Annotated in this window: 25 protein-coding genes; 9 read left to right on the forward strand and 16 right to left on the reverse strand. The window is 44.3% G+C overall.

The window, feature by feature from the left end:
* Positions 1-56: 56 nt before the first annotated feature.
* Positions 57-212, forward strand: a complete 156-nt coding sequence (locus M1D67_RS01270; RefSeq protein WP_026580436.1) for a hypothetical protein — start codon at positions 57-59, stop codon at positions 210-212.
* Positions 213-258: 46 nt separating this feature from the next.
* On the opposite strand, the gene M1D67_RS01275 is transcribed toward M1D67_RS01270, so the two are convergent.
* Positions 259-1017: a class I SAM-dependent methyltransferase gene (locus M1D67_RS01275; RefSeq protein ID WP_458117720.1), complete on the reverse strand. Its 759-nt coding sequence runs from the start codon at positions 1015-1017 to the stop codon at positions 259-261.
* A 33-nt stretch (positions 1018-1050) separates the two neighbouring features.
* Positions 1051-2490, reverse strand: a complete 1440-nt coding sequence (locus M1D67_RS01280) for a pyridoxal phosphate-dependent decarboxylase family protein (RefSeq protein ID WP_458117721.1) — start codon at positions 2488-2490, stop codon at positions 1051-1053.
* A gap of 289 nt (positions 2491-2779) precedes the next feature.
* Here M1D67_RS01280 and M1D67_RS01285 point away from each other — a divergent pair, with 289 nt between their 5' ends.
* A complete protein-coding gene (locus M1D67_RS01285) occupies positions 2780-3397 on the forward strand; it encodes a nitroreductase family protein (RefSeq protein ID WP_020449953.1) in 618 nt (205 codons plus the stop codon).
* Positions 3398-3436: 39 nt separating this feature from the next.
* Here M1D67_RS01285 and M1D67_RS01290 read toward each other — a convergent pair whose 3' ends face one another.
* Both M1D67_RS01290 and M1D67_RS01295 read right to left on the reverse strand, forming a co-directional pair.
* A complete protein-coding gene (locus tag M1D67_RS01290; RefSeq protein ID WP_039073258.1) occupies positions 3437-4102 on the reverse strand; it encodes a GntR family transcriptional regulator in 666 nt (221 codons plus the stop codon).
* A gap of 74 nt (positions 4103-4176) precedes the next feature.
* Positions 4177-4914: a sulfite exporter TauE/SafE family protein gene (locus M1D67_RS01295; RefSeq protein WP_035337405.1), complete on the reverse strand. Its 738-nt coding sequence runs from the start codon at positions 4912-4914 to the stop codon at positions 4177-4179.
* Between the two features lie 266 nt (positions 4915-5180).
* Between M1D67_RS01295 and M1D67_RS01300 the strand changes: the two genes are divergently transcribed.
* The gene (locus M1D67_RS01300; RefSeq protein WP_039073131.1) at positions 5181-6053 is read left to right on the forward strand and encodes an SDR family oxidoreductase; all 873 of its coding nucleotides are present in this window, start codon (positions 5181-5183) and stop codon (positions 6051-6053) included.
* A 54-nt stretch (positions 6054-6107) separates the two neighbouring features.
* Here the strand turns inward: M1D67_RS01300 and M1D67_RS01305 are convergent, their stop codons facing one another.
* Positions 6108-6455 (reverse strand): hypothetical protein, encoded by a 348-nt coding sequence (locus tag M1D67_RS01305; protein WP_224146510.1) that lies wholly within the window; start codon positions 6453-6455, stop codon positions 6108-6110.
* Positions 6456-6534: 79 nt separating this feature from the next.
* Positions 6535-7041, reverse strand: coding sequence for a DUF1648 domain-containing protein (locus M1D67_RS01310; protein WP_224146509.1), 507 nt, complete (start codon positions 7039-7041; stop codon positions 6535-6537).
* Positions 7042-7281: 240 nt separating this feature from the next.
* Here M1D67_RS01310 and M1D67_RS01315 point away from each other — a divergent pair, with 240 nt between their 5' ends.
* Both M1D67_RS01315 and M1D67_RS01320 read left to right on the forward strand, forming a co-directional pair.
* Entirely contained in the window at positions 7282-8916 is a 1635-nt protein-coding gene (locus M1D67_RS01315) for a Na/Pi cotransporter family protein (protein ID WP_023857728.1), read from the forward strand.
* Positions 8917-9065: 149 nt separating this feature from the next.
* On the forward strand, positions 9066-9326 hold the full coding sequence (locus M1D67_RS01320; RefSeq protein WP_020449960.1) for a YiaA/YiaB family inner membrane protein: 261 nt from the start codon (positions 9066-9068) through the stop codon (positions 9324-9326).
* A 32-nt stretch (positions 9327-9358) separates the two neighbouring features.
* On the opposite strand, the gene M1D67_RS01325 is transcribed toward M1D67_RS01320, so the two are convergent.
* The 7 genes from M1D67_RS01325 to M1D67_RS01355 all read right to left on the reverse strand — a co-directional run bounded on the left by M1D67_RS01325 (position 9359) and on the right by M1D67_RS01355 (position 15399).
* Positions 9359-9814, reverse strand: coding sequence for a hypothetical protein (locus tag M1D67_RS01325; protein WP_479831547.1), 456 nt, complete (start codon positions 9812-9814; stop codon positions 9359-9361).
* 63 nt (positions 9815-9877) lie between these two features.
* Positions 9878-10324, reverse strand: a complete 447-nt coding sequence (locus M1D67_RS01330; RefSeq protein ID WP_023857730.1) for a hypothetical protein — start codon at positions 10322-10324, stop codon at positions 9878-9880.
* A 36-nt stretch (positions 10325-10360) separates the two neighbouring features.
* Positions 10361-10828 (reverse strand): hypothetical protein, encoded by a 468-nt coding sequence (locus tag M1D67_RS01335; protein ID WP_023857731.1) that lies wholly within the window; start codon positions 10826-10828, stop codon positions 10361-10363.
* A 98-nt stretch (positions 10829-10926) separates the two neighbouring features.
* Entirely contained in the window at positions 10927-13125 is a 2199-nt protein-coding gene (locus tag M1D67_RS01340; protein ID WP_479831548.1) for a glycoside hydrolase domain-containing protein, read from the reverse strand.
* 116 nt (positions 13126-13241) lie between these two features.
* The gene (locus tag M1D67_RS01345) at positions 13242-13661 is read right to left on the reverse strand and encodes a DUF2000 domain-containing protein (RefSeq protein WP_020449964.1); all 420 of its coding nucleotides are present in this window, start codon (positions 13659-13661) and stop codon (positions 13242-13244) included.
* Positions 13658-14566, reverse strand: coding sequence for a DMT family transporter (locus M1D67_RS01350; RefSeq protein ID WP_105979366.1), 909 nt, complete (start codon positions 14564-14566; stop codon positions 13658-13660). Before M1D67_RS01350 ends, M1D67_RS01345 begins: the two co-directional genes overlap by 4 nt.
* Positions 14563-15399, reverse strand: a complete 837-nt coding sequence (locus M1D67_RS01355) for an AraC family ligand binding domain-containing protein (protein ID WP_479831549.1) — start codon at positions 15397-15399, stop codon at positions 14563-14565. Before M1D67_RS01355 ends, M1D67_RS01350 begins: the two co-directional genes overlap by 4 nt.
* 252 nt (positions 15400-15651) lie before the next feature.
* Between M1D67_RS01355 and M1D67_RS01360 the strand changes: the two genes are divergently transcribed.
* Positions 15652-16119 (forward strand): helix-turn-helix domain-containing protein, encoded by a 468-nt coding sequence (locus tag M1D67_RS01360; protein ID WP_025810853.1) that lies wholly within the window; start codon positions 15652-15654, stop codon positions 16117-16119.
* 122 nt (positions 16120-16241) lie between these two features.
* On the opposite strand, the gene M1D67_RS01365 is transcribed toward M1D67_RS01360, so the two are convergent.
* Positions 16242-17288 (reverse strand): helix-turn-helix transcriptional regulator, encoded by a 1047-nt coding sequence (locus M1D67_RS01365; protein ID WP_224066835.1) that lies wholly within the window; start codon positions 17286-17288, stop codon positions 16242-16244.
* A 111-nt stretch (positions 17289-17399) separates the two neighbouring features.
* Here M1D67_RS01365 and M1D67_RS01370 point away from each other — a divergent pair, with 111 nt between their 5' ends.
* Genes M1D67_RS01370 through M1D67_RS01380 form a run of 3 tightly spaced genes read left to right on the forward strand, consistent with a single transcriptional unit; the run spans position 17400 to position 20277 of the window.
* Positions 17400-18092, forward strand: coding sequence for a class I SAM-dependent methyltransferase (locus tag M1D67_RS01370; RefSeq protein WP_479831550.1), 693 nt, complete (start codon positions 17400-17402; stop codon positions 18090-18092).
* On the forward strand, positions 18089-19204 hold the full coding sequence (locus M1D67_RS01375; protein ID WP_212110277.1) for a saccharopine dehydrogenase family protein: 1116 nt from the start codon (positions 18089-18091) through the stop codon (positions 19202-19204). Before M1D67_RS01370 ends, M1D67_RS01375 begins: the two co-directional genes overlap by 4 nt.
* 17 nt (positions 19205-19221) lie before the next feature.
* Complete coding sequence (locus M1D67_RS01380; RefSeq protein ID WP_035337387.1) at positions 19222-20277, forward strand: iron-containing alcohol dehydrogenase family protein; 1056 nt, start codon at positions 19222-19224, stop codon at positions 20275-20277.
* Positions 20278-20327: 50 nt separating this feature from the next.
* On the opposite strand, the gene M1D67_RS01385 is transcribed toward M1D67_RS01380, so the two are convergent.
* Positions 20328-21095 (reverse strand): SurA N-terminal domain-containing protein, encoded by a 768-nt coding sequence (locus tag M1D67_RS01385; protein ID WP_020449972.1) that lies wholly within the window; start codon positions 21093-21095, stop codon positions 20328-20330.
* Between the two features lie 154 nt (positions 21096-21249).
* The gene (locus M1D67_RS01390; protein ID WP_144498638.1) at positions 21250-22014 is read right to left on the reverse strand and encodes a sulfotransferase family 2 domain-containing protein; all 765 of its coding nucleotides are present in this window, start codon (positions 22012-22014) and stop codon (positions 21250-21252) included.
* Positions 22015-22202: the final 188 nt, after the last annotated feature.

The raw sequence follows: 22202 nt of genomic DNA on the forward strand, positions 1-22202 counted from the left end.
CGAGGGAAAGAGAAATCCCTCGTAATTTAATCTGATATATATAAAGGTGATTCCATATGAATAAGTTAATATTACCTTCTATAATCGTAATTTTTATATTGTGGATTTTGTTGCAAATATCATTAAATATGAATATTTTTAAAAATCCATTGAATTATTGCATCGTAATCGTTATATTTTTCTTGTTTTTGAAGTTTGCAAAAGAAAAATAAATAAATACTTTTTCCTTATAATCGTTCTTGTTTCAAATTCTTGCTTTTAACGTTTTTTTAATTTAAAAACGATAAAATCAGGACATCTGAAATCTTCTGCAAATGACGGATATTTTTTCAGTATTTCTTCTGATGGCTTTGGTTCTACTATGCTTTCGAGCATGAAGCCCGTTTTCCTCAAAGTGTTAATATAGCTCGTCAAGGTTCTATGGAAGAACAGCATATTCTCCCGATCGCCAAGCTTTTGTTCGTATGTACCTTCATAAAAATACCGGTCTACATTCCAATGCAGTTTTTTTCCGTCTTTTGTTTTTTCCCAGCCGCTTTCCGGCGTAATGAAGCAGGGATGCAAAATTGAAAAAATAAAAAATCCGCGGTCTGTCAGCAGCCGATGCATTCCCTGAAACGCTTTTTCATAATCCGCAAGGTCTTGCATGACCATATTCGATATAATTAAATCAAAGCTTTTGTCTTCTAACATATTCAGGTCTTCACAGTTCCCGTGCTGATACTCAATCGGCAAATCATCCGGCGTTCTTTCCTTGGCAATGTCGATCATTCTCGGCGAGTAATCGACAGCCGTTACATTGGCTCCGGCCTTGGCCAGCAGCCTGCTGAAATACCCTTCACCGCACCCGGCATCGAGCACACGTTGATTCTTTACCGTTTCAATGAGAGAAAAAATAGCAGGATTTAAAAACACTTCTTTGTGGATGTCTCCAAGTTCGGTATGATTGGCGGCATACGCATCGGCAAATCGATTCCATCTTTGAATGGCTTCTTCTGTGCCAATTTTCTTTGTCATATTTCTCCTCCTTTTCAAAGTCTGTTTATTCATTTAACACGATATCCCCTGATCATAAAACTGATCAATTTTTTCAAAGACCCTTTGAATAAGGGTATTAGAGATAAAAGGATTTAACAAAACGGCACGGAGCCAGCGGTTTCCCCTATATGCAGGCAATGAAAAGAAGACGTTTTCTTCATTCAACAAAAACTGCTGCAATTCGAGATTCCAGTTATCCCATTGAGCTTCATCAAGGTGATGCGGGATGCCTCTAAAGCAGACAACGTTTGTATCCGGCTCGCTGGACAGTTCGAGATAATGGCGCTGTTTCACCCGCTTGGTAAACTCGTCTTTTAATGCGAGGCTTTCATGCAACAGCTCCCTGTAGCCTTTTAATCCAATGTGCTGAAGCGATAAATATAACTTTAGGATATCCGCATGCCGCGTGCCCTGAACACTGATTTCGCCCAAGTTAGCAAAGGCTGTTTCATTCATATAAGGGGCGGAAATGCGAAAACCGGTTTCCAAAACGCCGTGATTTTTGAATAAAACCATTGCACAAGTCTTCGCAATGTACATCCATTTTTGCGGATTGAATGTGATGGAATCTGCCATTTCGATTCCGTTCAGCTTATCGCGGTAAGTTTCTGAAAAAATGAGTGCTCCTCCGTATGCCGCGTCGACATGCAGCCATAATCCGTTTTCCTTTGCGATGTCAGCGATCGATCGAATGGGGTCGATGCTTCCTGTGACTGTCGTTCCGGCCGTGGCTGCAATTGCAAAAGGAATCTTGCCTTCATTTTTTGCCTGCTTGATTTTCTTTCTTAAATCGTCAAGATCCATTTTCGAATCGCTGCTGCTTTTCACCGGGATTACGCTGGAGGTACCCAGTCCCAACAGCATCGCTGCTTTATGCAGGGAAGTATGGCTGACGTCTGAAGCAAAGACGACCGGCTGTCCGGAAAGACCGAATAACCCCGATTCCTTTACCTTCAATTGATCGTTTCGTGCTGCTGCGAGCGCTTGAAGATTCGCGAGGCTTCCGCCGCTTGTCATCACACCTCCTGAGTTGTCGTCATATCCAAACATACGGGCAATGGTGCCCAAAAGCTGTACTTCCATCTTCGAAAAGACAGGCGACATTTCAAGGCTCAGCATATTGTTATTGATTGAAGTGCTGACGAATTCGCCCAGACAAGACATTAGAGTCGGTATGGAATCCATATGCCCCATATAATTCGGGCCTAGAGGATTCATGGAGTTTTTTACAATCGCCTGCAACTTTTTTAAGAGCTCTTCTAATTCGATTCCGGTCTCGGGTATATCGCCGTAATGTGATGATTCCGGAGAAGGCAAAGTGCGGTGATTTCCGGCGTTGCTTGCGTGCTTAATGACAAATTTGACGATTTGATCAACAAGAATCGATATTTCCTTAATATTCTGTCCGTTCGGATCGATAAAAGTGTTACTGGGCAAAAAGGATAGTTTCATAGTTCACACGCTGCTTTCTTTCACATTTTTTCTCAATTATAGCATTTTGATTTTGGCGTAGCATGGTTGATTGCTGAGTATAGAAGGTTCGAAGGAAAAATTAATGTGGTGACAGAAGCTGCTATGACGCCGGTCACAAGACATTTGAGCATGTCTATCGACAGAAGCCCGACACCACGCCGCGTTCTCTTTGGTTCATGTGAGCGTCGCTAAACAATAGGTAGCTTATCGCCGATCATAAAAGTAAGGATATTGATGCAAAAGGATAGATGAATGGAGTTTTTTGAAAATGGAATTTAACGAGCTTATCGAAACGCGTCACTCTGCAAATAATTTTCTGGAAGATGTTCAAATTACGGTGAAAGATTTGGAGCCTATCTTTGAGGATATCAAGCTAGCGCCTTCAGCGTTCAATTTGCAGCACGCAGAGTATAAAGTGGTATTGGAGAAGGATTTAAAAGAAAAAATCAGGGAAGCTGCGAGCGGCCAATATAAAGTACATTCAGCCTCTGCCGTGATTTTAGTGACGGGAGACCGCTACGCCTACCGGCAAACGGAAAAAATCAACGAAGGCATGAGGGATTTAGGAATTATTAAGGACTTTGAGCTGCAGGAAATGGTTGAAAACAATACCCAATTTTACGAGACGCGCGGGGAGCCATTCATGAAGGAAGAAGCGATTCGCAATGCTTCTCTTTCTGCGATGATGTTTATGCTTGCCGCCAAAAACCGGGGGTGGGACACATGCCCAATGATCGGATTTGACAGCGATCAGGTCCGCGAGTTGCTAGAGATCCCGGATACACATGAAATCGTCCTCATGATTACGATCGGCAAAGAAAAAGAAAGCAGCCGACGCTTGAGAGGATATCGCAAGCCGGTTAATGAATTTGTTTCTTTCTATTAAAAAAAGGAGAGGGCGCCTTAAGACAGGCAGCCCTCTTTATCATTTTTCCCCGCGGTGAGACAGTACTTCGACTAAGTGGTCAAGATCAAGCTTAAGGTGGCGAATCATCGCTTTTGATGCCTGCTCGTCGTCTCTTTGTTTCATATGGCGGAAAATTTCCCGATGCTGCTCCAAAATGGCTTCAGCCCGTTTTTCTCCTTCAAAATTCAAAATGCGGAAATAATAAATTAATCCTTCCAAATCGTTGAGCTGCTTCCGCAATAGACTGTTTCGTGTATATTGGATAATTAAGTCGTGAAATGTATCATTTAATTGGATAATTGTGTTTTGATCCTTGGATTGAAGGATGGCTTCCTCCGTTTTTTGCAAAACGTCTTCAATCGTTTTCAGTTCCTCTGCCGTTGCAATTCTTGCCGTCAATCCCGCAGCGAATGATTCAAGCGCCGTTCTGCAAAAATAGATTTCTTCAACGTCCTTGATTGTCGGCTGATAGACCTTCACTCTTGAGTCGATGACGATGAGCCCCTCTTTTTCCAGAACTCTGATCGCTTCTCTTAAAGGGCTTTTGCTGACGCCGAGCTCCTTAGCTAACTTCGCTTCGGCGATTCGTTCACCGGGCTTTAATTTCCCTTCAAATATCATTCGCTTAATCGCATGGTAGGATTGTTCATAAAACGGTTTTGGTTTTTCAATCACGCTTCTCATCCTCGTATTCGTTTTCATTTCGTATTTTACCACAGGTTCCTTCGTGATCTCCCGCTATAGCCATTCCAAGTTAATTAAAATAAGAGAATGAACCCTGAAACGGCGGGAGTTAAAAATAAACCCGATTTCAAGACGACTTTCGGCAGGACATTGGTGAATTTAGCTCCGACATAAGCGCCGCACATCGTACCGATCAAGATTTTGACCAACAGAACATAATCGACGAAGCCTTCTGAAATATAGCCCGCCCCACCGCCTAACGAGAGCGGAATAATGACGAGCATCGTCGTTCCTACGGAATGGCGAATAGACAGATTCAGCATCATCATCAACCCGATTTGAATAAAAGGCGCCGAGCCGATTCCGAACGTTCCGGACAGGATGCCGGCTACGATTCCCAATAAACTGGCCTTGATCCAAAAGGCAAGGTTCGTTCCCTGGTCAGCTTCTTTTTCTTGCAAAAAGAATAATCTGATTAAAATCAGAATGGCCGATAAGAATAACATTCCTGCGGTCATATAGTGCAATGAACTTGAAGGTATCAGAGAAGTCAGCTTAGCTCCTGCAAAGGATCCTATTGCAGCAAAACAGCCGACGGTTAAGCCGATTTTTAGCTTGATATTTCCTTCGCGAAAGTGGCTGTACGTTCCTGATAAGCTCGTAAAAGCCATACCGGCCAGAGATGTTCCCAATGCTGTATGAATCGGAATGTGAAACATCATCGTTAACAGTGCGATGACGAATCCGGCTCCGCCGGCCCCGACAAAGCCAAGCACAAGACCTAATAAAAACATAACCAACACAATCAACATGTTGCTTCTTCCCCTTTATGAATAACTGATTTCGCATCATCTGAGGGTCGACGGTATCTGGTCGACCAAAATCAATGATAACATCTTACTCTATTATTTCCATATTGACAAGAGAGCCAGGAGGGCGTATGTCGTCTACTTTTATTTTTTTAGCCAAGTGAAAGACATTCCTGTTGACAATCAGTCTATTTGTAATTATGATAGTTACATCAAGTGTAACGTTTTTTGTTACAGTTCGACATTAAAACATTAGGAGGAATTTGATTATGAAAATGTTAGTAACAGGAGCAACTGGAAAATTAGGATCGAAAGTTGTGAAAAAACTGCTGGAAACTGTACCGGCGGATCAGTTGGCGGTCAGCGTGCGCAATCCGGAAAAAGCGGAAGCGCTGCAGGCGCGAGGAGTCGATGTGCGTCAAGGGGATTTTGACCGCCCGGAAACATTGGCATCCGCATTTCAAGGCGTTGACCGTCTGCTGATCATCTCTGCCGATGGAGACAATGAGACGAGAATCCGTCAGCACGGCAACGCGGTAGCCGCCGCAGAACGCGCGGGAGTTCGGTTTATCGCTTATACGAGTATTGCGAATGCCCGCGAAAGCAAAAACTTCCTTGCGCCGACTCACAAAGCAACTGAAGAAGCGATTTTGAAAACGGGGATTCCATACTCCTTCTTGCGCAATAACTGGTACTTGGAAAATGAAATGTCGAGTATTCAAGGTGTTTTGGCGGGAGCCCCTTGGGTGACGTCAGCAGAGAACGGCAAGGTGGGCTGGGCGCTGCAGCAGGATTACGCGGATGCAGCGGCGGCGGTTCTGTCCGGCGAAGGCCATGAAAACACCGTCTACGAACTTTCAGGCAAACTATTAACTCAGGAAGAAATCGCTTCTGCCCTTGCAGAAGTATTGGGCAAAGAAGTATCCGTTCAGCATGTTGACGATGCTGCCTATCGCGATATCATGAAAAATGCGGGTGTACCGGATTTTCTGATTCCGATGGTTGTCGAAATCCAAAAAGGCATTCGTGAAGGCACACTTGAAGTCGAAAGCGATGATTTTGAAAAAGTGCTCGGCCGTCCGCTCACTCCAATTAAAGAAGGATTGGCTCAAATTGTTGCAAAAATCTCAGAAGCGAAATAATTAACGGCATTCGAAAGAGTGATGAACAAGATTCCAGTGTTCATCACTCTTTTTTTAAAGATAGATAACTAAAAAACTCACCACAATCACCGCGCATACCTTATAGCCCAAATTCCTTTTTTTAAATAAGTAAAAAATCGACTGGATTCCAGAGCTAATGATGAAGGCGTAAAAAAAGTGTTCAAATGTAAAGTGAAATCCGCGAAATATAAATTGCATGAAAAGGGCGATACCGGTCAGGTAAAACCAGCCGTGATCATCTAACATTTTTTTAAATTCGGATTTAGCTTCATCAGTGGAAGATATAGAAACAGATTCAGTTGACAGCTCTCTTTTTAAAGATAAAAAGCCGGCTGCGAGAACCGAGACCCCTAAAATAAATAGAATAATTGCTTCGAACATTGAATACCTCCGTTTCGACTAACAATAAAAATCCGTCGGGGACGACCATTTTGAATCTTTACAAATATGCACCTGACCGTTATTTGATCTTTTGTTGCTGTATTAAACTTACGGCCACAAGCATGGCGGTGCCGAGTAAGGCAACCGGAAGAAACCATCCGCCAAATCCGCTTCCCAAGTCTAAAGCGATTGACACAGATTCCATTAATATGAGAGAAAAAATGATGAGGCATGCATTTTTTAAGCGGTTGATCAACTTTCGGCTGAGCAGGTAGAACTGTTCAGCGTTTGTTTCATTCAGACGCTTTGGATGATTATGAATCTCAGGGTGCTTTTCTAAGAATTGCATGAACAGAAGGATAAGTAATCCGATCCCCGGCAATATCAAAAGCTCCCATTTTGATCCCCAGCGATCGACTTCACCGAGTGCGTTGTAATGTGCAGGCACTTTTTCGGGGAGTGCTCCCCAGACAGCGGCCAAAAAGATAATTGATCCCAGGTAAAAGAAATAGCCAAATACGTTCCAAACCCGTTCCCCTTTTGTCTTTTTAATTTTAATGTGAGTACCGTTAGCTCTGTTTGGCATATGTGATCTCTCCTTTAGTTTTAAATACGGTTTAACCCATGAAAAAGTTCGGGATTTTTGCCTGTTGGAATAGGGTATATTTGCGATCAGTCCAGGCAATGTTAAGGGAATGTAAATCATCAGCCGGCAATGTTAAGTTATTGTAAATTTTCGATTTGAATCGTTTACATAGGCTTTAATCTCCATCATAATCATAGTGTTTGGTTTGTAGATTTATGTCGAATTAGGGGGGCAACGACTTTGGAAATAGATGTGCAGAAATTGCTTTTTGAATTCATTGGAGGTCTCGGGATTTTTCTTCTTGGTATTAAGTTTATGGGAGAAGGACTCCAAAAATCAGCCGGAGATAAGCTGAGAGACATTTTAGATCGTTTTACAAGCAACCCTCTGATGGGTGTTTTGGCAGGTATGATTGTCACGGTTTTAATTCAAAGCAGTTCCGGCACCACCGTTATTACTGTCGGTCTTGTCAGCGCCGGCTTTATGACCCTCCGCCAGGCGATCGGCGTCATTATGGGTGCGAACATCGGAACGACGGCCACAGCCTTTATTATCGGCTTTGACGTTGGGGCATATGCGCTTCCGATCATCGCCATTGGTTCATTTTTGCTGTTTTTCTTTAAAAACAAAAAGCTCCAGAACATCGGACAAATTCTGTTTGGATTTGGTGCACTTTTCTATGGCTTGGAGTTAATGAGCAGCGGGATGAAGCCGCTTCGGACGGTTGAAGCTTTTCATGATTTAACAGTCAGCATGAGTGCGAATCCAGTTCTCGGTGTGATTGTCGGCACCCTTTTCACCGTTCTCGTCCAAAGCTCAAGTGCAACGATCGGGATCCTGCAAGGGCTGTTTGCCGATTCATTAATAGATCTCAACGGCGCTCTGCCTGTATTATTTGGAGACAATATCGGTACGACGATTACCGCCGTACTGGCATCTCTTGGCGCCTCCGTTGCAGCCAAACGGGCCGCGGCCGTTCACGTATTATTCAACCTGATTGGGACAGTTATCTTCCTGATCTTGCTGAAGCCGTTCACAGCTTTGATTTTAACGCTTCAATCCTCTTTAGGGCTGGACCCTAAGATGGTGATTGCGTTTGCCCACGGGATCTTTAATACGTCGAATACGCTGATTCAGCTTCCGTTTGTCGGCATATTGGCTTTGATCGTTACGAAGCTGATTCCGGGCAAAGATTCGGTTGTGGACTATAAAGCAACACATCTGGATCCGCTGTTCATTCAGCAGTCTCCTTCAATTGCGCTGGGTCAGGTAAAAGAAGAAGTATTGCGCATGGGTGAATTTGCGGTAAAGGGACTTGAGGAAACAAAAGAGTTTTTTAATACAAAACAGGCAAAACATGCGCAAAGCGCTTTTCAAATAGAAGATGCGATCAACAATTTGGACAGAAAGATTACTGATTATTTGATCGAACTGTCAGCGACCACTCTTTCTGAACAAGAATCTGAAGAACATCATATGTTAATGGACACAGTCAGAGACATTGAAAGAATCGGCGATCACTTTGAAAACTTGGTTGAGCTTGGCGAGTACCAGCAATCCAACAGGGTGAAAATTTCCGAAGCGGCAATGGCGGACTTAACAGAAATGCTTGATCTGACTATTTCCACTGTTAAGGAGTCCATCACAGCTCTTGGAGAAAATAACGAAGATGCCGCAAGACGTGTAGTCGAAAAAGAAAATCAAATCGATAAAATGGAACGCAAGCTTCGCAAAAAGCACATTCTTCGCTTAAACGACGGATTATGCAGCGGACAAGCAGGCGTGATCTTCGTCGATATCACCAGCAATCTGGAAAGGATCGGCGACCATGCCGTCAATATTGCAGAAGCTGTTTTAGGCGAAGAAAAGCATTAAAAACCGGGAGTCATTCCCGGTTTTTTATTTTGTAGGCCTTTTTTATCACTGTGTGACATATATACTAAATTATGTGTGGGAAGGAAGAACATTCTTCTTCTGTTGACCTAAATAAAGTATAATAGTTTTATTCTTTAGGAGGTATTAAGATGCAGAAACACAGAAGAAGAAACACAACGGCCTTTACGGTTATGTCATATTTCACATTTTTTGCGGGGGTCTTTTTGTTCGGTATCGGCCTTTACAATGCGGACAACCTGCAGCTCAATGAAAAAGGCTATTACATAGCTGTGATGATTTTAGTGGCGGTCGGCGCGATTTTGACGCAGAAAGTGACGAGAGACAACGCTGAGGATAATGAAATCATCGCGGAGCAGGAGAGAAGACAGAATTTGTCTAGTGGTGAGTAAGCATAAAAAAAGCATCTTTAGGGATGCTTTTTTCAATTTGAAATATTTTTATATTTGTTTTCCAAAACGAAGTCAATCATTCCAATAATTTTTGTATGGTTCGATTTTTTTCTAAAGTGTAAGATGTTTTGGTCTTTGTTTCTCTGTGATTTAGTGATCGTGCCGAACACCCAGATCGAGCTGGCTAAAAGTAATATTGTTAATATCAAAGGAAAAGAATTATGCTCGATGTCATATGAAATGGAAACGACTTGACCAGAAAATATAGCAGTTATAATGCTGGCAGTGAAGGAGCTGTAAAGCGAAGCTTTGATCACGTGGCTAATTTTTAGCGTAGGACCCGAAAAATAAACTTTCAGCCGGTTTAGCGTGGATAAATCTTGTTTTTCGAGGTATGCCATCAGCTCTTCATCGTTTTCAGCTTTCGATGACAATATAGCTTCAGCTTTTTGTTTTGTTTCTTCGAATAATTGTTTGTCTGTTTGCATGTCTTTTGTCCTTCTTTTTTGTTTAATAGACCAACCAAAGCAGAGGTAATGTTTCTCTGCTTTTTAATCAAATTCTTTTTTAAAACGTTCATCTAAAATAAAATCAATCATACCCGTGATTCTGGAATATTCCGCTCTTTTTTGGAAGTGCAGGATTGTTTGCATCGGTCCTTTTCGTGAGGAGATCAGCATCTTGACGATCCAAAGAAAAGAGAAGATCAGATAGAACATGAAGAAGAATGAAAATAGCCTTGAAAGACCATGGTTGAGGGAGGAGATCTGACCAGATAAAAAGGCCGCCATAATGACAGCAGTCATACTGCTAAAAAAAATCCCTTTAATCAAATACGTTAATGTAAAACTTGGATTTGAGTAATAGATTTTTAGCTGATTTAATGTAACAGATTCTTGATTTGCAAGGTATGTAAGCAGCTCTTCGTCACTTTTGTGAGACTCAAGAAGTTTGGCTGTATGTTCAGCTTTTTGAAATAATTGTTTTTCGTTTCTCATTGGATTGTCACTCCTATTCATAAAAAACATGAGATTTTATTGGTTCGGTATATTTTTTAATGCCTTTTTGTATTTTTGTTGTAAAACATAATCAATCATTTTTACGATACGTGCAAACTCGGCTTTCTTGGAAAAGTGTGTAATGAATTGAATCGGCTTTTTTTTCAGGATGACAAGCTGTTTAAGCACCCAGAATAAACACCCCGTAAATATGACAGCTAATATTAGAATGGAGATGCCGGAAATGAAAGGGAATATCGAATCTGCTTGACCAGAAAGAATTGCAGTTATGAACGAAGCCAATATTATACTGAAAAATGCTGCACTGATGAAATAATGAAGCGCAAATGAAGGATCTGAGTAATAGACTTTCAGCTGATTTAAGGTCAGTGAATCTTGTTTAGCGAGAAAGGCTAATAGCTCTTCGTCGCTCTTATCGCGGTAAGTTTTAAGGGTTTTGGCTGTTTTCTGCGTTTCAATGAATACTTGTTTGTCTGTGTTCAATATGAATACCTCCACGATATTTTATATATTAAAGATTTGGAAAAACTGCATAAATACATTATATTATGTATTTATGCAGTTTTCATTAAATAAACAAATTAATCAGTCGTTTCACCAAATATTGCAAATAACACAGCGGACACTGCCGTGCCAATAGCGATTTCAGGTGCTGCAATTCCCGCTATGACAACAGCTGCTACACCCACAGCAGCTACCATAAACCCTCCGACTGCAACCCCAATTGCTCCCCAATCGATTGGTAACGCTTCTACAGGAGCTGCAACTGGTTTGTTAGGTGAGACATATAATTTCTTAATTTTAAAGGTAATTGTAGCCGACATTTCAGTTTTTGTACCATCGACTACCGGAATTTCATCGCTGAATATTGTTAATGAAAGATCCAAAGATTCAACAGAAGGTGAAACGTTTACCATGATATATCCGTTACGAACCGACAAGCCGATATTCTTTAAAAGCTCATCATACGAATGAATTTGTGAAGAACTCAATGATGTTTTTGAGTTTCCTAATACTTCGGTAATGGATGCTCCGACCTTTCCGTTTTTAACTTGTAGTGTGCCCGGTGATGTTTCACTTGGCTTTTTAAATCTCAGTGAAGTAGATAACGTAATATCTAAGTATAGAGACTCGTAAACTGTCTCAGTTTTATCAAAAATAAACATTGTTGTAAATAGTTCAGAAATACTGCTCAGTGCCGGGATATTTGCCAAAACATTTCTCAACATTCTAACTCGTGCGTCATAGACCGGATCTGACGACGGGGTGACACTAGCTGTTCCCTTGTCTCTGCCAGAATAAGCGTCTTTATCAATGCCGATGGCGCCGCTGCCTGTGCCGATTGAATATTCGTAGAATTGGTCAAAGGCCCAGTTTTGCGGCATCGTATACCCGAGGTTGCCGCTGAAGCCGGTCGACATGTCGGCGACGAAGCTGTATTCCGTTAATCCGGCGTCTGCTGTTCTGATACAAATGTTTCTTGGGCCATATACACCGATCTTATATTTAGGGGTATTCGGAATGCTTTGCATTTTATCAAACGCTGCTCTGATTTCGTTAAAATACGGGATGATTTTATTTGTTACTTCATAATCATACGCGTCGAAATCAACGGCAAAATAAATGGTTGTGCCGGATGGGAAGCCTAATCCTTGCGCTGCGTTGACAGCGGCATACGCATCTGTTGTTCCTTGATTTTCTACAAAATACGAGGATTCATAGCCGCCGTCTTGGTAAATCGGAAACACTCTCAAACCTTCATTAAAAATGATTGAAAGCTCGGCAGGAGTCATCGCTTTTGATTTAAGCCCACTGCTTGTCCGCACATTGCCAGTCAAATATCTGCCGACCACTTTATATCCGTTTGTCCGTAAAGTTTTCGCAGTGTCCGCCGTTAAGATTGTGGCAGTATCGCATGCCGCAGCAGCACGTGAAGTATCGCCGGAGCTTGCCAATAAGGCTTTAATCGTTGCCATATTGGCAATTCCTGTTACCGGCAAACACATGAAACTTTGGAAACGTGAGACGGCAGATTTTACTTCAGCATCGTATTTGCCGTCAAATTCACCAGAAGGATAGCCATTGCAATATAGTGCGTACTGAAGAATCTGCACGAGCTTGGTTCGGGAGTCTCCGGGTGAGAGTGTCGGGCATTTGCTTGTTGTACCTGGTCCAAAAAAGCCGTTAGCCACACTTGTACTCATACCTTCTTCTTTTTGCAAGGCATAAATGAGCGCCTTATTTGTCTCTCGGGAATAAACACCGTCACAAGGCATTAGTCCGAAATAATTGTTGTAATCCCGATTTAGATTTTGCTGAATTTGACGGATTTTCGTATCGCCGTTTGAAACCAATGTAAAAGCGCTCATGTTGAGCAATGCTTTCATGATCTGTGCTGTGACAACACCATCTTGTTTGGCCAGGCCCGCAGCTTTTTGAAATTTTTTCACGGCTTCCTCTGTACCTTCAAAGAATTGACCTGTTAATCCGCCGGGATTAAACCCGCTTCCTTTCACCCAAAAAGCGCCTTGTAGAATGTAATTGAGGTTTGTCGGTTTTTCATTTTTGGCCTGCCGTTTGAGCGGAATAAACTTACTCTCTGTTGCCGGTCCGAAATTATCAGCGGGCTCCGCGATTCCGAGCTCGATCTGCAATGCTCTCGTTAGACCGTAAATCGTATTCCAATTCGGTATTCCGTTCTCCTCCACCTTGTTGTAACCGTGTTTCCCGCTGTAGGTTTTGTTTAGCCATTCCTGCGTTTTCAACACCATTTCATCCATTTATGATCCCTCTTTCTTTCATTGTGCTTTCACTATTAGGTGGCAAACGTATGACATAAAAAAATACGGAAATTGATCCTTCATTAAATGAAGCGAAGTCAATTTCCGTATTTTGTTTATCTCAACAGCCCCAAGCTTCCTGTCAGCCGCGCGACTTTTTTCTTATCGCCGCAAACGCCGATTCCAAAATAGCGGTAATCGGAAGCTGCGGTGCTTTGAAATGTTTCAATAAATTCTTCATATGTATGAATGCCTTGCGCGACATCGGTGAAATCGACAGTCAGAATATCGTTGAATTCGTCGGTCAACAGCTTTTGTCTTAATTGATGAAGCAGCTCGGCGTTGCCTTTTAAAATGGGGATTGGAAGTTTGACGATACCCAAATGGTCGATTCCCGAGCCGTCCGTTACATGTTCTCCGAGCAGGCCGGGGTTGTTTTTGCCGAGTGCAGCCCCCAGGATTGCAGCTGTATTGGCAATTAGCCCGAGCGGCAGGCTTTCATCGATGATCAGTGCGCATTTTGTCTCTTCTATCAAATTTGTTCCTCCTTCAGCTGCGGTTTTGGTTTTGTTTCAGAAATATAAAGACCGGCCAATGTGAGCGCTCCTCCGCAAAAAGCAACCCATGTCAGTTTTTCTTGCAGAATGACGACGGATGCGGCAATGGTGATGATGGGTACCATATAGATATAAGCGCTCGTTTTTACCGCCCCAAGCACACCGACCGACCAGTTCCATGTCACAAAGCAAAGCGCAGATGCGCCCGCACCTAAGAACAGGATATTCAGCCAATTGGCGGGGGAGGCGAAAGGGCTTGCGTCGAAGCGGAAATCAAACAGGAACAGAGCGGGAACCATGAATAGCAAGCCGTACAGAAAGATCCGCTGTGTGCATTGGATTGTATGATAACCGAAAGTGCTGATTTTTTTCATCAAAATCGCATATGCTGCCCAGACGAATGCAGAGGCAGCAGCAAGAATGTCGCCGAGCGGATTCAGCTTGAGCATCATTTGTCCGTTAAAGAAAATGAGCGCAAGTCCTGTAAAAGCAGCGGCGAATCCAATGAAGAATCGGGGCTCCAGCTTTTCGCCCGAAAGGAAAAAATGCGCCAATACCGCGGTGATCATCGGAATAACCGCGACGATCATGCCGGCGTTTGAGGCGTAGGTAAGGGTAAGCGCGATGTTTTCCAACAGAAAATAAAGCGTCACCCCGCATAAGCCTGCTCCCGCAAACAGCGCTTCCTGCCTCCAGCTCCGGAATGTCAGCACATGCGGATGCACCATAATCAGCACGATCAATCCGATGAGAAACCGGTAAAACAATATATCTACGGGCGCAAAATCCTCGAGCAGCACCTTTGTCGAGACAAAAGTGGTACCCCAGATGATGATCGTGATAACAGCTGCGAGGTGTCCGGCGGTTTCGCGTCTTGTCTTCATCCTTTGATCTCCTGCCTGTCATATTCAAAGATTTTCATATATTGTTTCGGCGTCAGCCCGACCTGCCGCTTGAAAAATTTCGTCATATGGCTCTGATCGCTGAAGCCTGTTTGGAAAGCGGCATCGATTGGTTTTACGCCTTCTTCCAACAGCTTTTTCGCATGATTGATACGGACGGTTTCCAAGTAGCTGTAGGGGGAAATTCCTTTCTGCTTCGTAAACGACCGCAGGAGGTGATACTTGCTCCAGCCTGCCAGCTTGCTTAAATGTTCAAGCGTAATGTTTTCCTGGTAATGGGATTCCAAATAACCGCACACCGCTTTGACTTCGTCGGACGGTTCAGGCGCATTTTCGAGAAACGCAACATCAGAATACGTCCGAATCAACTCCTCGAGGAGGTTGAGAAAAAGCTCCTCTTTTTTCAAGGCTTTTTCTTTCTGCAATATTTGAATGTGAAGCTCCTTCAAGCTGGCGTTCAGCTCATGACGGAACAAGACATTTTTCGTGAAATATGGGAGGCTGTCGGTTCCGGTGATCTCCTTCACAAATTTTTTCATAACGTCAGGCATCACATTTATGCAGCGATAATCGAGCGCCTTTCCGTCAATCTGCTCGCAACTGTGCGTGTCATAAGGATTGAAAAGCACGAGATCGCCCTGATTAATGATGTATTCTTCTCCTTTGCAAAGCAAATAGCGCTGCCCCTTCTCAATAAAACCAATCACAAAGTACTCGTGAAAGTGATTCGGAAACTTCTGCATAATGCCTTTAAAGCGGTAGGCTTCAACATTTAGATCAGGGTCGAGGAAAAGCGTGCGGGTTTCATTTCGCATGTCGGGCCTCCTTGGTGTGATGATGTTTAAGTTTATCATGTTTTTGAGAAATTTCTTGTATGATGTTGCTTAATGAAAAAATCGTATTTTTTGTGAAAAGAATGAGCACTTTAAAGCTGTCGTGGAATGGAATCACAATGGTGAAGATCATAAGGAGAGTGTTAAACTGACAGCAATTACAGGGTCATAAAAATTGAACCATTGTAACTTTTAGTGTAATATTACACTAAAAAGAACATCGGAGGTTCCTCCATGGATAAAGAATACATAACCGAACTCATTTCATCCAAGTTAAGATTAATCCGTGCGGAAAGCGGCTATACGCAGGAGAAAATGGCGAACGTGCTCGGGATGTCGAAGAAAACGCTCGTGCAAATTGAAAAGGGCAGGTCGGCAGCGGGGTGGGCGCATGTTGTCGCGGTATGCGCGCTTTTTCGGAACAGTGAGGTGCTGCAGGCCGTGCTCGGGGATGAGCCCCTTGAGGTGGTGGAGACTGTCGCTCACCGAAGCATCGACAGACCAAAAGGGAAGACGCTCGGCGGAAAAGTGTGGTGGCGGGACATTGAGAAAAAAGGCGAGTTTCGCCTTCAGCAAAACTTGATTTCTCACCATTACCGCATTTTGGATTCGTATGACGACCTATGGTTCAGCACCTTTGAAAAACAGGATGCTGTGGCGCGTTTGGACGAGCTGTTCAATGAACAGGATGGGGTGGAATGAAGAAAAAGTTAAGTCCTCTGAATTTGCTGGTCTTCATTCCTCCAAGATAAGACATAGTGAAAAAGACTTCGTGTCTCGTCTGTGGAATCGGAGTTGAGAACAGTTTTCCACCCGCTTTATTTTCACTCCAGCACATCATCAAGCAGCTTCCACATCAGCTCCCTCCGGTTTCCTGCGCCCGTCTTCAAAAAAATCGATTTCAAGTGGTCTTGAACGGTGTAAGCCGATATATGCAATTCGTCTCCGATGGCTTTTGTTGAAAGTCCGCGGATGACCCGGTACACGATGTCTTTTTCCCGGTCGGACAGGTTGTAGGCTTCTGCTATCAGCGGTATGGTTTCTGCCGGTGAAGCAGGCTCGAATGAAACGGCGATCTGGCCTGATGGACCAAAGCCGTCTAAACGACTCGCTTTAATGGATAGGCAGGAATGACCCGGAATCGAGATGACCGTTTTTGCCGGATCGGCAGTTTCAGCCGCTGCCCGCGTGCAGACGGCCCGGACAGGTCTCGGCACGGCATCGCTGCCGATCCTTTCCCAGCCGCGCAAGATATTTAGCCAATGGAGGGCCGCTCGATTGCATGACAAGGGCTGCAGGTCTTCCGACAAAATCAGAATGCCTCCGACATGTTTCATGTGAAACACGTCTTTTTTTGACAGGTGGTGTCTGAATTGCTGAAGGTGCCGGCCGATAAGCGGTGCGAGTGAAGCGAGTAAGCTCTTATCCTTTTCTGTAAATAGCGGCTGTCCTCTTTTCCTCAACAGGGTAAGGTATCCCCGGCACTCCCCCTTGCTGAGCAGAACGGCGCGCAATTCATCTTCATAGCCTGCAGGCCCAAGAATGTTGCTGTAGCGTTTGCTTTGCCGGAAGTCTCCTTTGACCGATTCACTTAATATAGCCGCTGTCTGCCGTGTCTGAATTAAGGCTTCGAATCGATTCACATCCTCCTGCGTGTACTCAAGCTCGAATAATTGCGGATGGATCGCTTCAATTTGATCGTCTGTGACGGCTCCGATGGACAGTAAGGTCTTGGGGTCTACAGCCGTGCAGCATGATGCATCAAACGGAATCGCCTGTTTTAATGCAGACAGCATGGCTTCGATATATTGGGGCGAAGAACGGGTTGTGCGCTGCAGTTCGTTCAGTATGTCTTTTAACGGCCGGTTCATGTCGGTCCTCCTCTTTAAAAATCCCAGGTTTAAGGGATGGTGCTTTGTTGCAACTCCTTTATAATTGAGAACAATTCTTAATTAATTTTACTAAAAGGAGAACGGCTTGTCATGAACATGGACTGGAATCATCCTGATGTCTATCAATACGAAAAGAAAATCCCTTTAAAAATCCCATGCTATGAAATGCTCTACGATATGATGGATCGCTTGTTGACGGTCCGGCTTTCTGAAGATGCGGCTAATGTGATGGTCGTCGGGGCCGGAGGCGGGCAGGAGCTCGTGACGCTTGCAAAAAGGCACCCGAATTGGTCATTTACAGGAGTCGATCCGTCTGCCAGCATGCTCGGTTTGGCGAGAAAAAGGCTGGAGCTCGCCGGAATTCAGCTTCAAGCCGATCTGATTGAAGGAGAAGTACAGCAGCTTGAGTGCGGATTTCAATATGATGCTGCGACATGCATGCTTGTGCTTCACTTTGTCCGCCATAAGCTTGAATTTTTGCAGCAGATCGCCTCAAGATTGGCGGATGGCGCTCCATTTTTCATTGCGGCCATTCAAGGCGACATGACGTCAGAGACATTCAAGTGGCAGATGTGTGCCTGGAAGGAGCATATGCTGGCAGGCGGGATTTCTGAACAGGAATGGGAGAGCTTTTCCGCTTCAATCGGCAGCCGCTCTCATCCGGTGCCGGCTTCAGAGGTGGAGGATCTGCTCGGCAAAGCAGGCCTTACAAACGCAACGAGATTTTTCAGCGCTTATGTAATCGACGGCTGGTTTGCTGTGAAAGGAGGCGGCAAACAATGAAGAAACATATTGTCGTGATCGGCGGGTACGGTCATGTCGGCGCCCAAATCTGCCGGAGTCTCGGGGAAAAATATCCGGGCCGTGTGTATGCTGCCGGAAGAAACCTGGATCACGCCGAGCGTTTTAGTCAGGAAACGGGCGGCCAAGTGAAGCCGATGCGTTTCAACAGAGATGCACCGGCTGACTGGGATTGGCTCAAGACGACGAAGCTGGTGATCGTGTGCATCGATCAGGAAAACACTGAGTTGGCAGAGGCTTGTCTGGCGAGCGGCACGGATTATATCGACATTACGGCGAACGGTTCATTTTTAGCTCAGCTTGAACAGCTGAATGACAAAGCATGCCGCGGCACTGGATTATTAAGCGTCGGCCTGGCTCCGGGGCTTACCAATTTACTTGCGCAGAAAGCCGCCCAGGCTCTCGATGAAACGAGCCGGATTGATATTGCGATTATGCTCGGTTTAGGTGACAGCCACGGACAAGCGGCGATCGAGTGGACAGTTGATCATCTGAATACGGTGTATGATGTGAAAGAAAATGGACGCTTGATGGAAGTCAGCAGTTTTACAGACGGCCGGCGGACAAACTTCGGCGGGCGATTGGGGCGCCGGACAGCGTACCGGTTTCCTTTTTCCGATCAGGTGACATTGCCAGGCACATTAGCCGTCCCTTCTGTTTCTACCCGGCTTTGCTTTGATTCAAGGCCTGCCACCGCACTGATTGCGGCCATGCAAAAAATCGGCGCAGCCAAGCTCTTAAACAATAAGGGAATTCGAAATCTGGCGGTCCGTATGCTGGGGGCGCTCAACATCGGATCAGCGCAATACGCGGTAAAGGTGGATGCTGAAGGATTGAAAAACGGCCGGAGCACCGGGACAGGCATCGCGCTGTTCGGCGAAAATGAATCATTCATTACCGCACAGACAGCCGCTGCAGCCGCATCAGCTTTGTATACCGGAAGCTTTCCGCACGGAATATTTCATTTGGAACAGCTGTTTGAGCTTGAATGGGAAGGAAGAGAGTCTTGCTTAATTCAGAAAGAAACCGGTGACCGGTTTGTGATATCGTTTGACATCTTGTTAGAAAGTGAGATGATAAATATTAGAAAATAATAGAAGGAGTGGGAAATATGCAGCCTGAAGATATTGTCAGAAGCGGTCCGAACCAGTACGTTTGCAGAGAGGGGATCGCGAAAGAACTGCCGTCATTTGCGAATGCATTCGAACGGCCCGTCATCATTACTGGAGTCAAATCGTTTAAAGCTTTTACGAGTTATACAACGCCTCCAAACGATTGGAAAGTCGTTCAGCATACGGGCTGCAGTTCCCTAAATAAGATTAAAAAAGCAGCAGAAGCAGCAGAATCGGCAGATGTCATCATCGGGATAGGCGGGGGAACCGTCTTAGATACGGCGAAGGCAGCCGCCGATTTGTTGAACATTGAAGTCATGATGATTCCGACGATCCCGGGAACATGCGCGGCAAGCACGCCGTTAAGCGTGATCTATGATGATGACGGCAACTTTTCGGGCGTCCAATACCATAAGCGCTCAAGCTATTTGACGCTGGTCGATCCGCTGCTTCTCCTTTCTTCGCCGGTCGCTTATGTGAAAAGCGGAATCGGTGATACGCTTGCGAAATGGTATGAGGCCGAAGCGATCATCAGAAATACGGCCGATTCGCTTTCCATCATGGTTCAGACAGGGCTGAGGCAGTCTGTCTATATTCGGGATATTTTGTTGACAGAAAGTCTGAAAGCCATAGAAAGTCTTGAAAAAGGCGAAACCTCCTCATCTTTCGCAAATGTCCTCGAAGCGGTTATCGCGCTGGCTGGCACAGTAGGCGGATATGCGGGACGCTATGGCAGAATGGCCGGAGCCCATGCCATTCACAACGGCTTAACGTTCATCCCCGAAACCCATCGTGTGCTGCATGGCCAAAAGGTAGCCTACGGGATACTCGTGCAGCTTGCTTTAGAAGGACGGACAGATGAAATTGCCGAACTGATTCCCTTTTATGAAGGGCTCGGTTTTCCGAAAAGACTTAGCGATTTAGGCATTTTAGAAAACGTTGAAGAGGCAAAACGGACCGTTGCCGCTCATGCCGTGCGTCCGGATGAATCTTTATGTCTGATGGGATCTTTTCATGAAGCTGATGTGATGGCGGCGATAGAGTCGCTTGAATAAACCTGATAAATAAAACGAGTCAGCCATCCTGTAACGGATGGCTGACTTTGTTAAATTTCCACTTTCACATCGGCGCTTTTTTTCAGTTTTTCAACCTGCTGTCCGAGTTTTTCCTGTCTTTTTTGCTGTTTGAGCATGTCTTGGATTTGTTTCTTGACATCGTCAAACGCAGGTGTGTTTTTCTGTCCGCTGTCTTTTTGCTGTGCGGCAAATTGATCATAGTAATCTTTGATTTCTTTGTCTGTGACCTGATCTGCCGGCAGTTCTTTGTCAATATATTTTTCTGTTTTGATATTGTCGGCAATGTCACTTTTCAGCGTGTTCATGTTTAAGCCGGCTTTCTTGACAGCTTCCTCAAAATCTTGTTCATTTTTATACTGCTTTTTGCTTTCGTCCAGCTGTTTTTCAATTTCTTTCTCAGATGCTTTGTAGCCTTTTTTGTCCGCTTCTTGGGTAATTAAAGCCTGTCCGACCAGGCTGTCGATGGCCTGCTTTTTGATTTGCTGTGCCGCATCTTTTGAAGTCGGATCCTGTCCTGTTTGCTGATACTGCATTTGTGCGGTTGATAATACGCTGTTATAGTCCTTGCCTGTGATCTTTTCATCGTTAACGACAGCCACTGTTTTTGTATCATCGACTTTTTGCTGATCAAGCTTTTTCTGCATGGCTTTCATTTGCTTTTCTTGATCCTGCTGCCCGCTTTGGGCTGTTTTTTCTTGATTGTTTGCCTTGGATTGCTGATCATCATGATTTGAAGTGCAGGCGCCCAATACGACAGCCAATAATCCAATCATGAGAGATGATATGCCTTTTTTCATAATATATCTCCTTTCTTCAAACAGAAGTGATTCTTAAAATGACCTTTAGTGGGCATTCTAAACGATCGTCTCTGAAAAAGAAACCATTTGGAATCAATTTTCCAAAATGTAATCGAATTGAAAGGAGATCGTAATGTGATGGCCGAGTTCCGGTTTACTTGATATGTTTCGGATCAAAGCCGTAGACTTCGAAGTCCTTCGCAAAAATCTCCTGCACCAGCTCTTTTGTTTCGTCATTGTAAAAGCTCTCAAAAGTCGGTAACACCCAGTCGAAGGATGACATGGTGAAAACGGTGTCCGCGAATTTTCCTTTTTTGAGCATAGTATCGGAAAGATGGTGCGGTGATTTCGACAGCTGTGATATCGGAGATTTCAATAATTTGTATTTGTTTTCAATCTCTCTGATTTGCGCGCTGAATTGCTCGAGGTAAATATAATTGGTGACAAACTCTTCTTCTCCTTCGAGATACTGAGGACCAAGGTGCCGGTCAATGGCGCTGATTTCCGGCCCCAAATCTTTTAAATAATGCAAGAATTGGGTGAAAGACAGCCCTGTATTCATGTCACTGTTGAACAGACAGATATAATTCGGGGAGCAAATTGCCGCCAGAAAGGAACTGACTGCTCTCCGGAAAGGGTTGCGCACAAGCTTGTAAGTGTCCTTTTTTCCCTCTTTTAATTCTGCCAGAAGATCCTTCACATAATCCGGCTGCTGCGTATAGATCGTATTTCTGTAGTGATGAACCTCCCCCGCGCATCTTCGGCCAACATCTTCAAGCAGTCCGTTTTGGAAAAAGAACCAGCGATTCAGCGTCGTGCAGCCGCTTTTTGGAATCCAGAACAGAATGATCGGAAAATCTTTCGCAAAAAGAGGGGTATAAAGGTAAATCAAGCGATTCAGTCTCTCATCTTCAAACATGCAGAACACATCCACTTCTTTCTTTGTTTTGGTCCGCCTGAGACAGCGGTTGCCTTTATACACAAAGTATGCCGTCACCAATGAATTGATAGGGCGATAATATGAATATATTTCAAAATGATAAGATCTGGCAGACGGTTCCTTATTGAACCATATATAGAAAAATAAGTTTATGCTTTAAAACAATC

Source organism: Bacillus sp. PK6-025, from assembly GCF_056530265.1.

Excerpts from the sequence above, each read along its gene's own strand:
- M1D67_RS01270 (WP_026580436.1), top strand. The coding sequence starts at position 57 with ATGAATAAGTTAATATTACCTTCTATAATCGTAATTTTTATATTGTGG.
- M1D67_RS01275 (WP_458117720.1), bottom strand. The coding sequence starts at position 1,017 with ATGACAAAGAAAATTGGCACAGAAGAAGCCATTCAAAGATGGAATCGA.
- M1D67_RS01280 (WP_458117721.1), bottom strand. The coding sequence starts at position 2,490 with ATGAAACTATCCTTTTTGCCCAGTAACACTTTTATCGATCCGAACGGA.
- M1D67_RS01285 (WP_020449953.1), top strand. The coding sequence starts at position 2,780 with ATGGAATTTAACGAGCTTATCGAAACGCGTCACTCTGCAAATAATTTT.
- M1D67_RS01290 (WP_039073258.1), bottom strand. The coding sequence starts at position 4,102 with ATGAGAAGCGTGATTGAAAAACCAAAACCGTTTTATGAACAATCCTAC.
- M1D67_RS01295 (WP_035337405.1), bottom strand. The coding sequence starts at position 4,914 with ATGTTGATTGTGTTGGTTATGTTTTTATTAGGTCTTGTGCTTGGCTTT.
- M1D67_RS01300 (WP_039073131.1), top strand. The coding sequence starts at position 5,181 with ATGAAAATGTTAGTAACAGGAGCAACTGGAAAATTAGGATCGAAAGTT.
- M1D67_RS01305 (WP_224146510.1), bottom strand. The coding sequence starts at position 6,455 with ATGTTCGAAGCAATTATTCTATTTATTTTAGGGGTCTCGGTTCTCGCA.
- M1D67_RS01310 (WP_224146509.1), bottom strand. The coding sequence starts at position 7,041 with ATGCCAAACAGAGCTAACGGTACTCACATTAAAATTAAAAAGACAAAA.
- M1D67_RS01320 (WP_020449960.1), top strand. The coding sequence starts at position 9,066 with ATGCAGAAACACAGAAGAAGAAACACAACGGCCTTTACGGTTATGTCA.
- M1D67_RS01325 (WP_479831547.1), bottom strand. The coding sequence starts at position 9,814 with ATGCAAACAGACAAACAATTATTCGAAGAAACAAAACAAAAAGCTGAA.
- M1D67_RS01330 (WP_023857730.1), bottom strand. The coding sequence starts at position 10,324 with ATGAGAAACGAAAAACAATTATTTCAAAAAGCTGAACATACAGCCAAA.
- M1D67_RS01340 (WP_479831548.1), bottom strand. The coding sequence starts at position 13,125 with ATGGATGAAATGGTGTTGAAAACGCAGGAATGGCTAAACAAAACCTAC.
- M1D67_RS01350 (WP_105979366.1), bottom strand. The coding sequence starts at position 14,566 with ATGAAGACAAGACGCGAAACCGCCGGACACCTCGCAGCTGTTATCACG.
- M1D67_RS01355 (WP_479831549.1), bottom strand. The coding sequence starts at position 15,399 with ATGCGAAATGAAACCCGCACGCTTTTCCTCGACCCTGATCTAAATGTT.
- M1D67_RS01360 (WP_025810853.1), top strand. The coding sequence starts at position 15,652 with ATGGATAAAGAATACATAACCGAACTCATTTCATCCAAGTTAAGATTA.
- M1D67_RS01365 (WP_224066835.1), bottom strand. The coding sequence starts at position 17,288 with ATGAACCGGCCGTTAAAAGACATACTGAACGAACTGCAGCGCACAACC.
- M1D67_RS01370 (WP_479831550.1), top strand. The coding sequence starts at position 17,400 with ATGAACATGGACTGGAATCATCCTGATGTCTATCAATACGAAAAGAAA.
- M1D67_RS01375 (WP_212110277.1), top strand. The coding sequence starts at position 18,089 with ATGAAGAAACATATTGTCGTGATCGGCGGGTACGGTCATGTCGGCGCC.
- M1D67_RS01380 (WP_035337387.1), top strand. The coding sequence starts at position 19,222 with ATGCAGCCTGAAGATATTGTCAGAAGCGGTCCGAACCAGTACGTTTGC.
- M1D67_RS01385 (WP_020449972.1), bottom strand. The coding sequence starts at position 21,095 with ATGAAAAAAGGCATATCATCTCTCATGATTGGATTATTGGCTGTCGTA.
- M1D67_RS01390 (WP_144498638.1), bottom strand. The coding sequence starts at position 22,014 with ATGTTTGAAGATGAGAGACTGAATCGCTTGATTTACCTTTATACCCCT.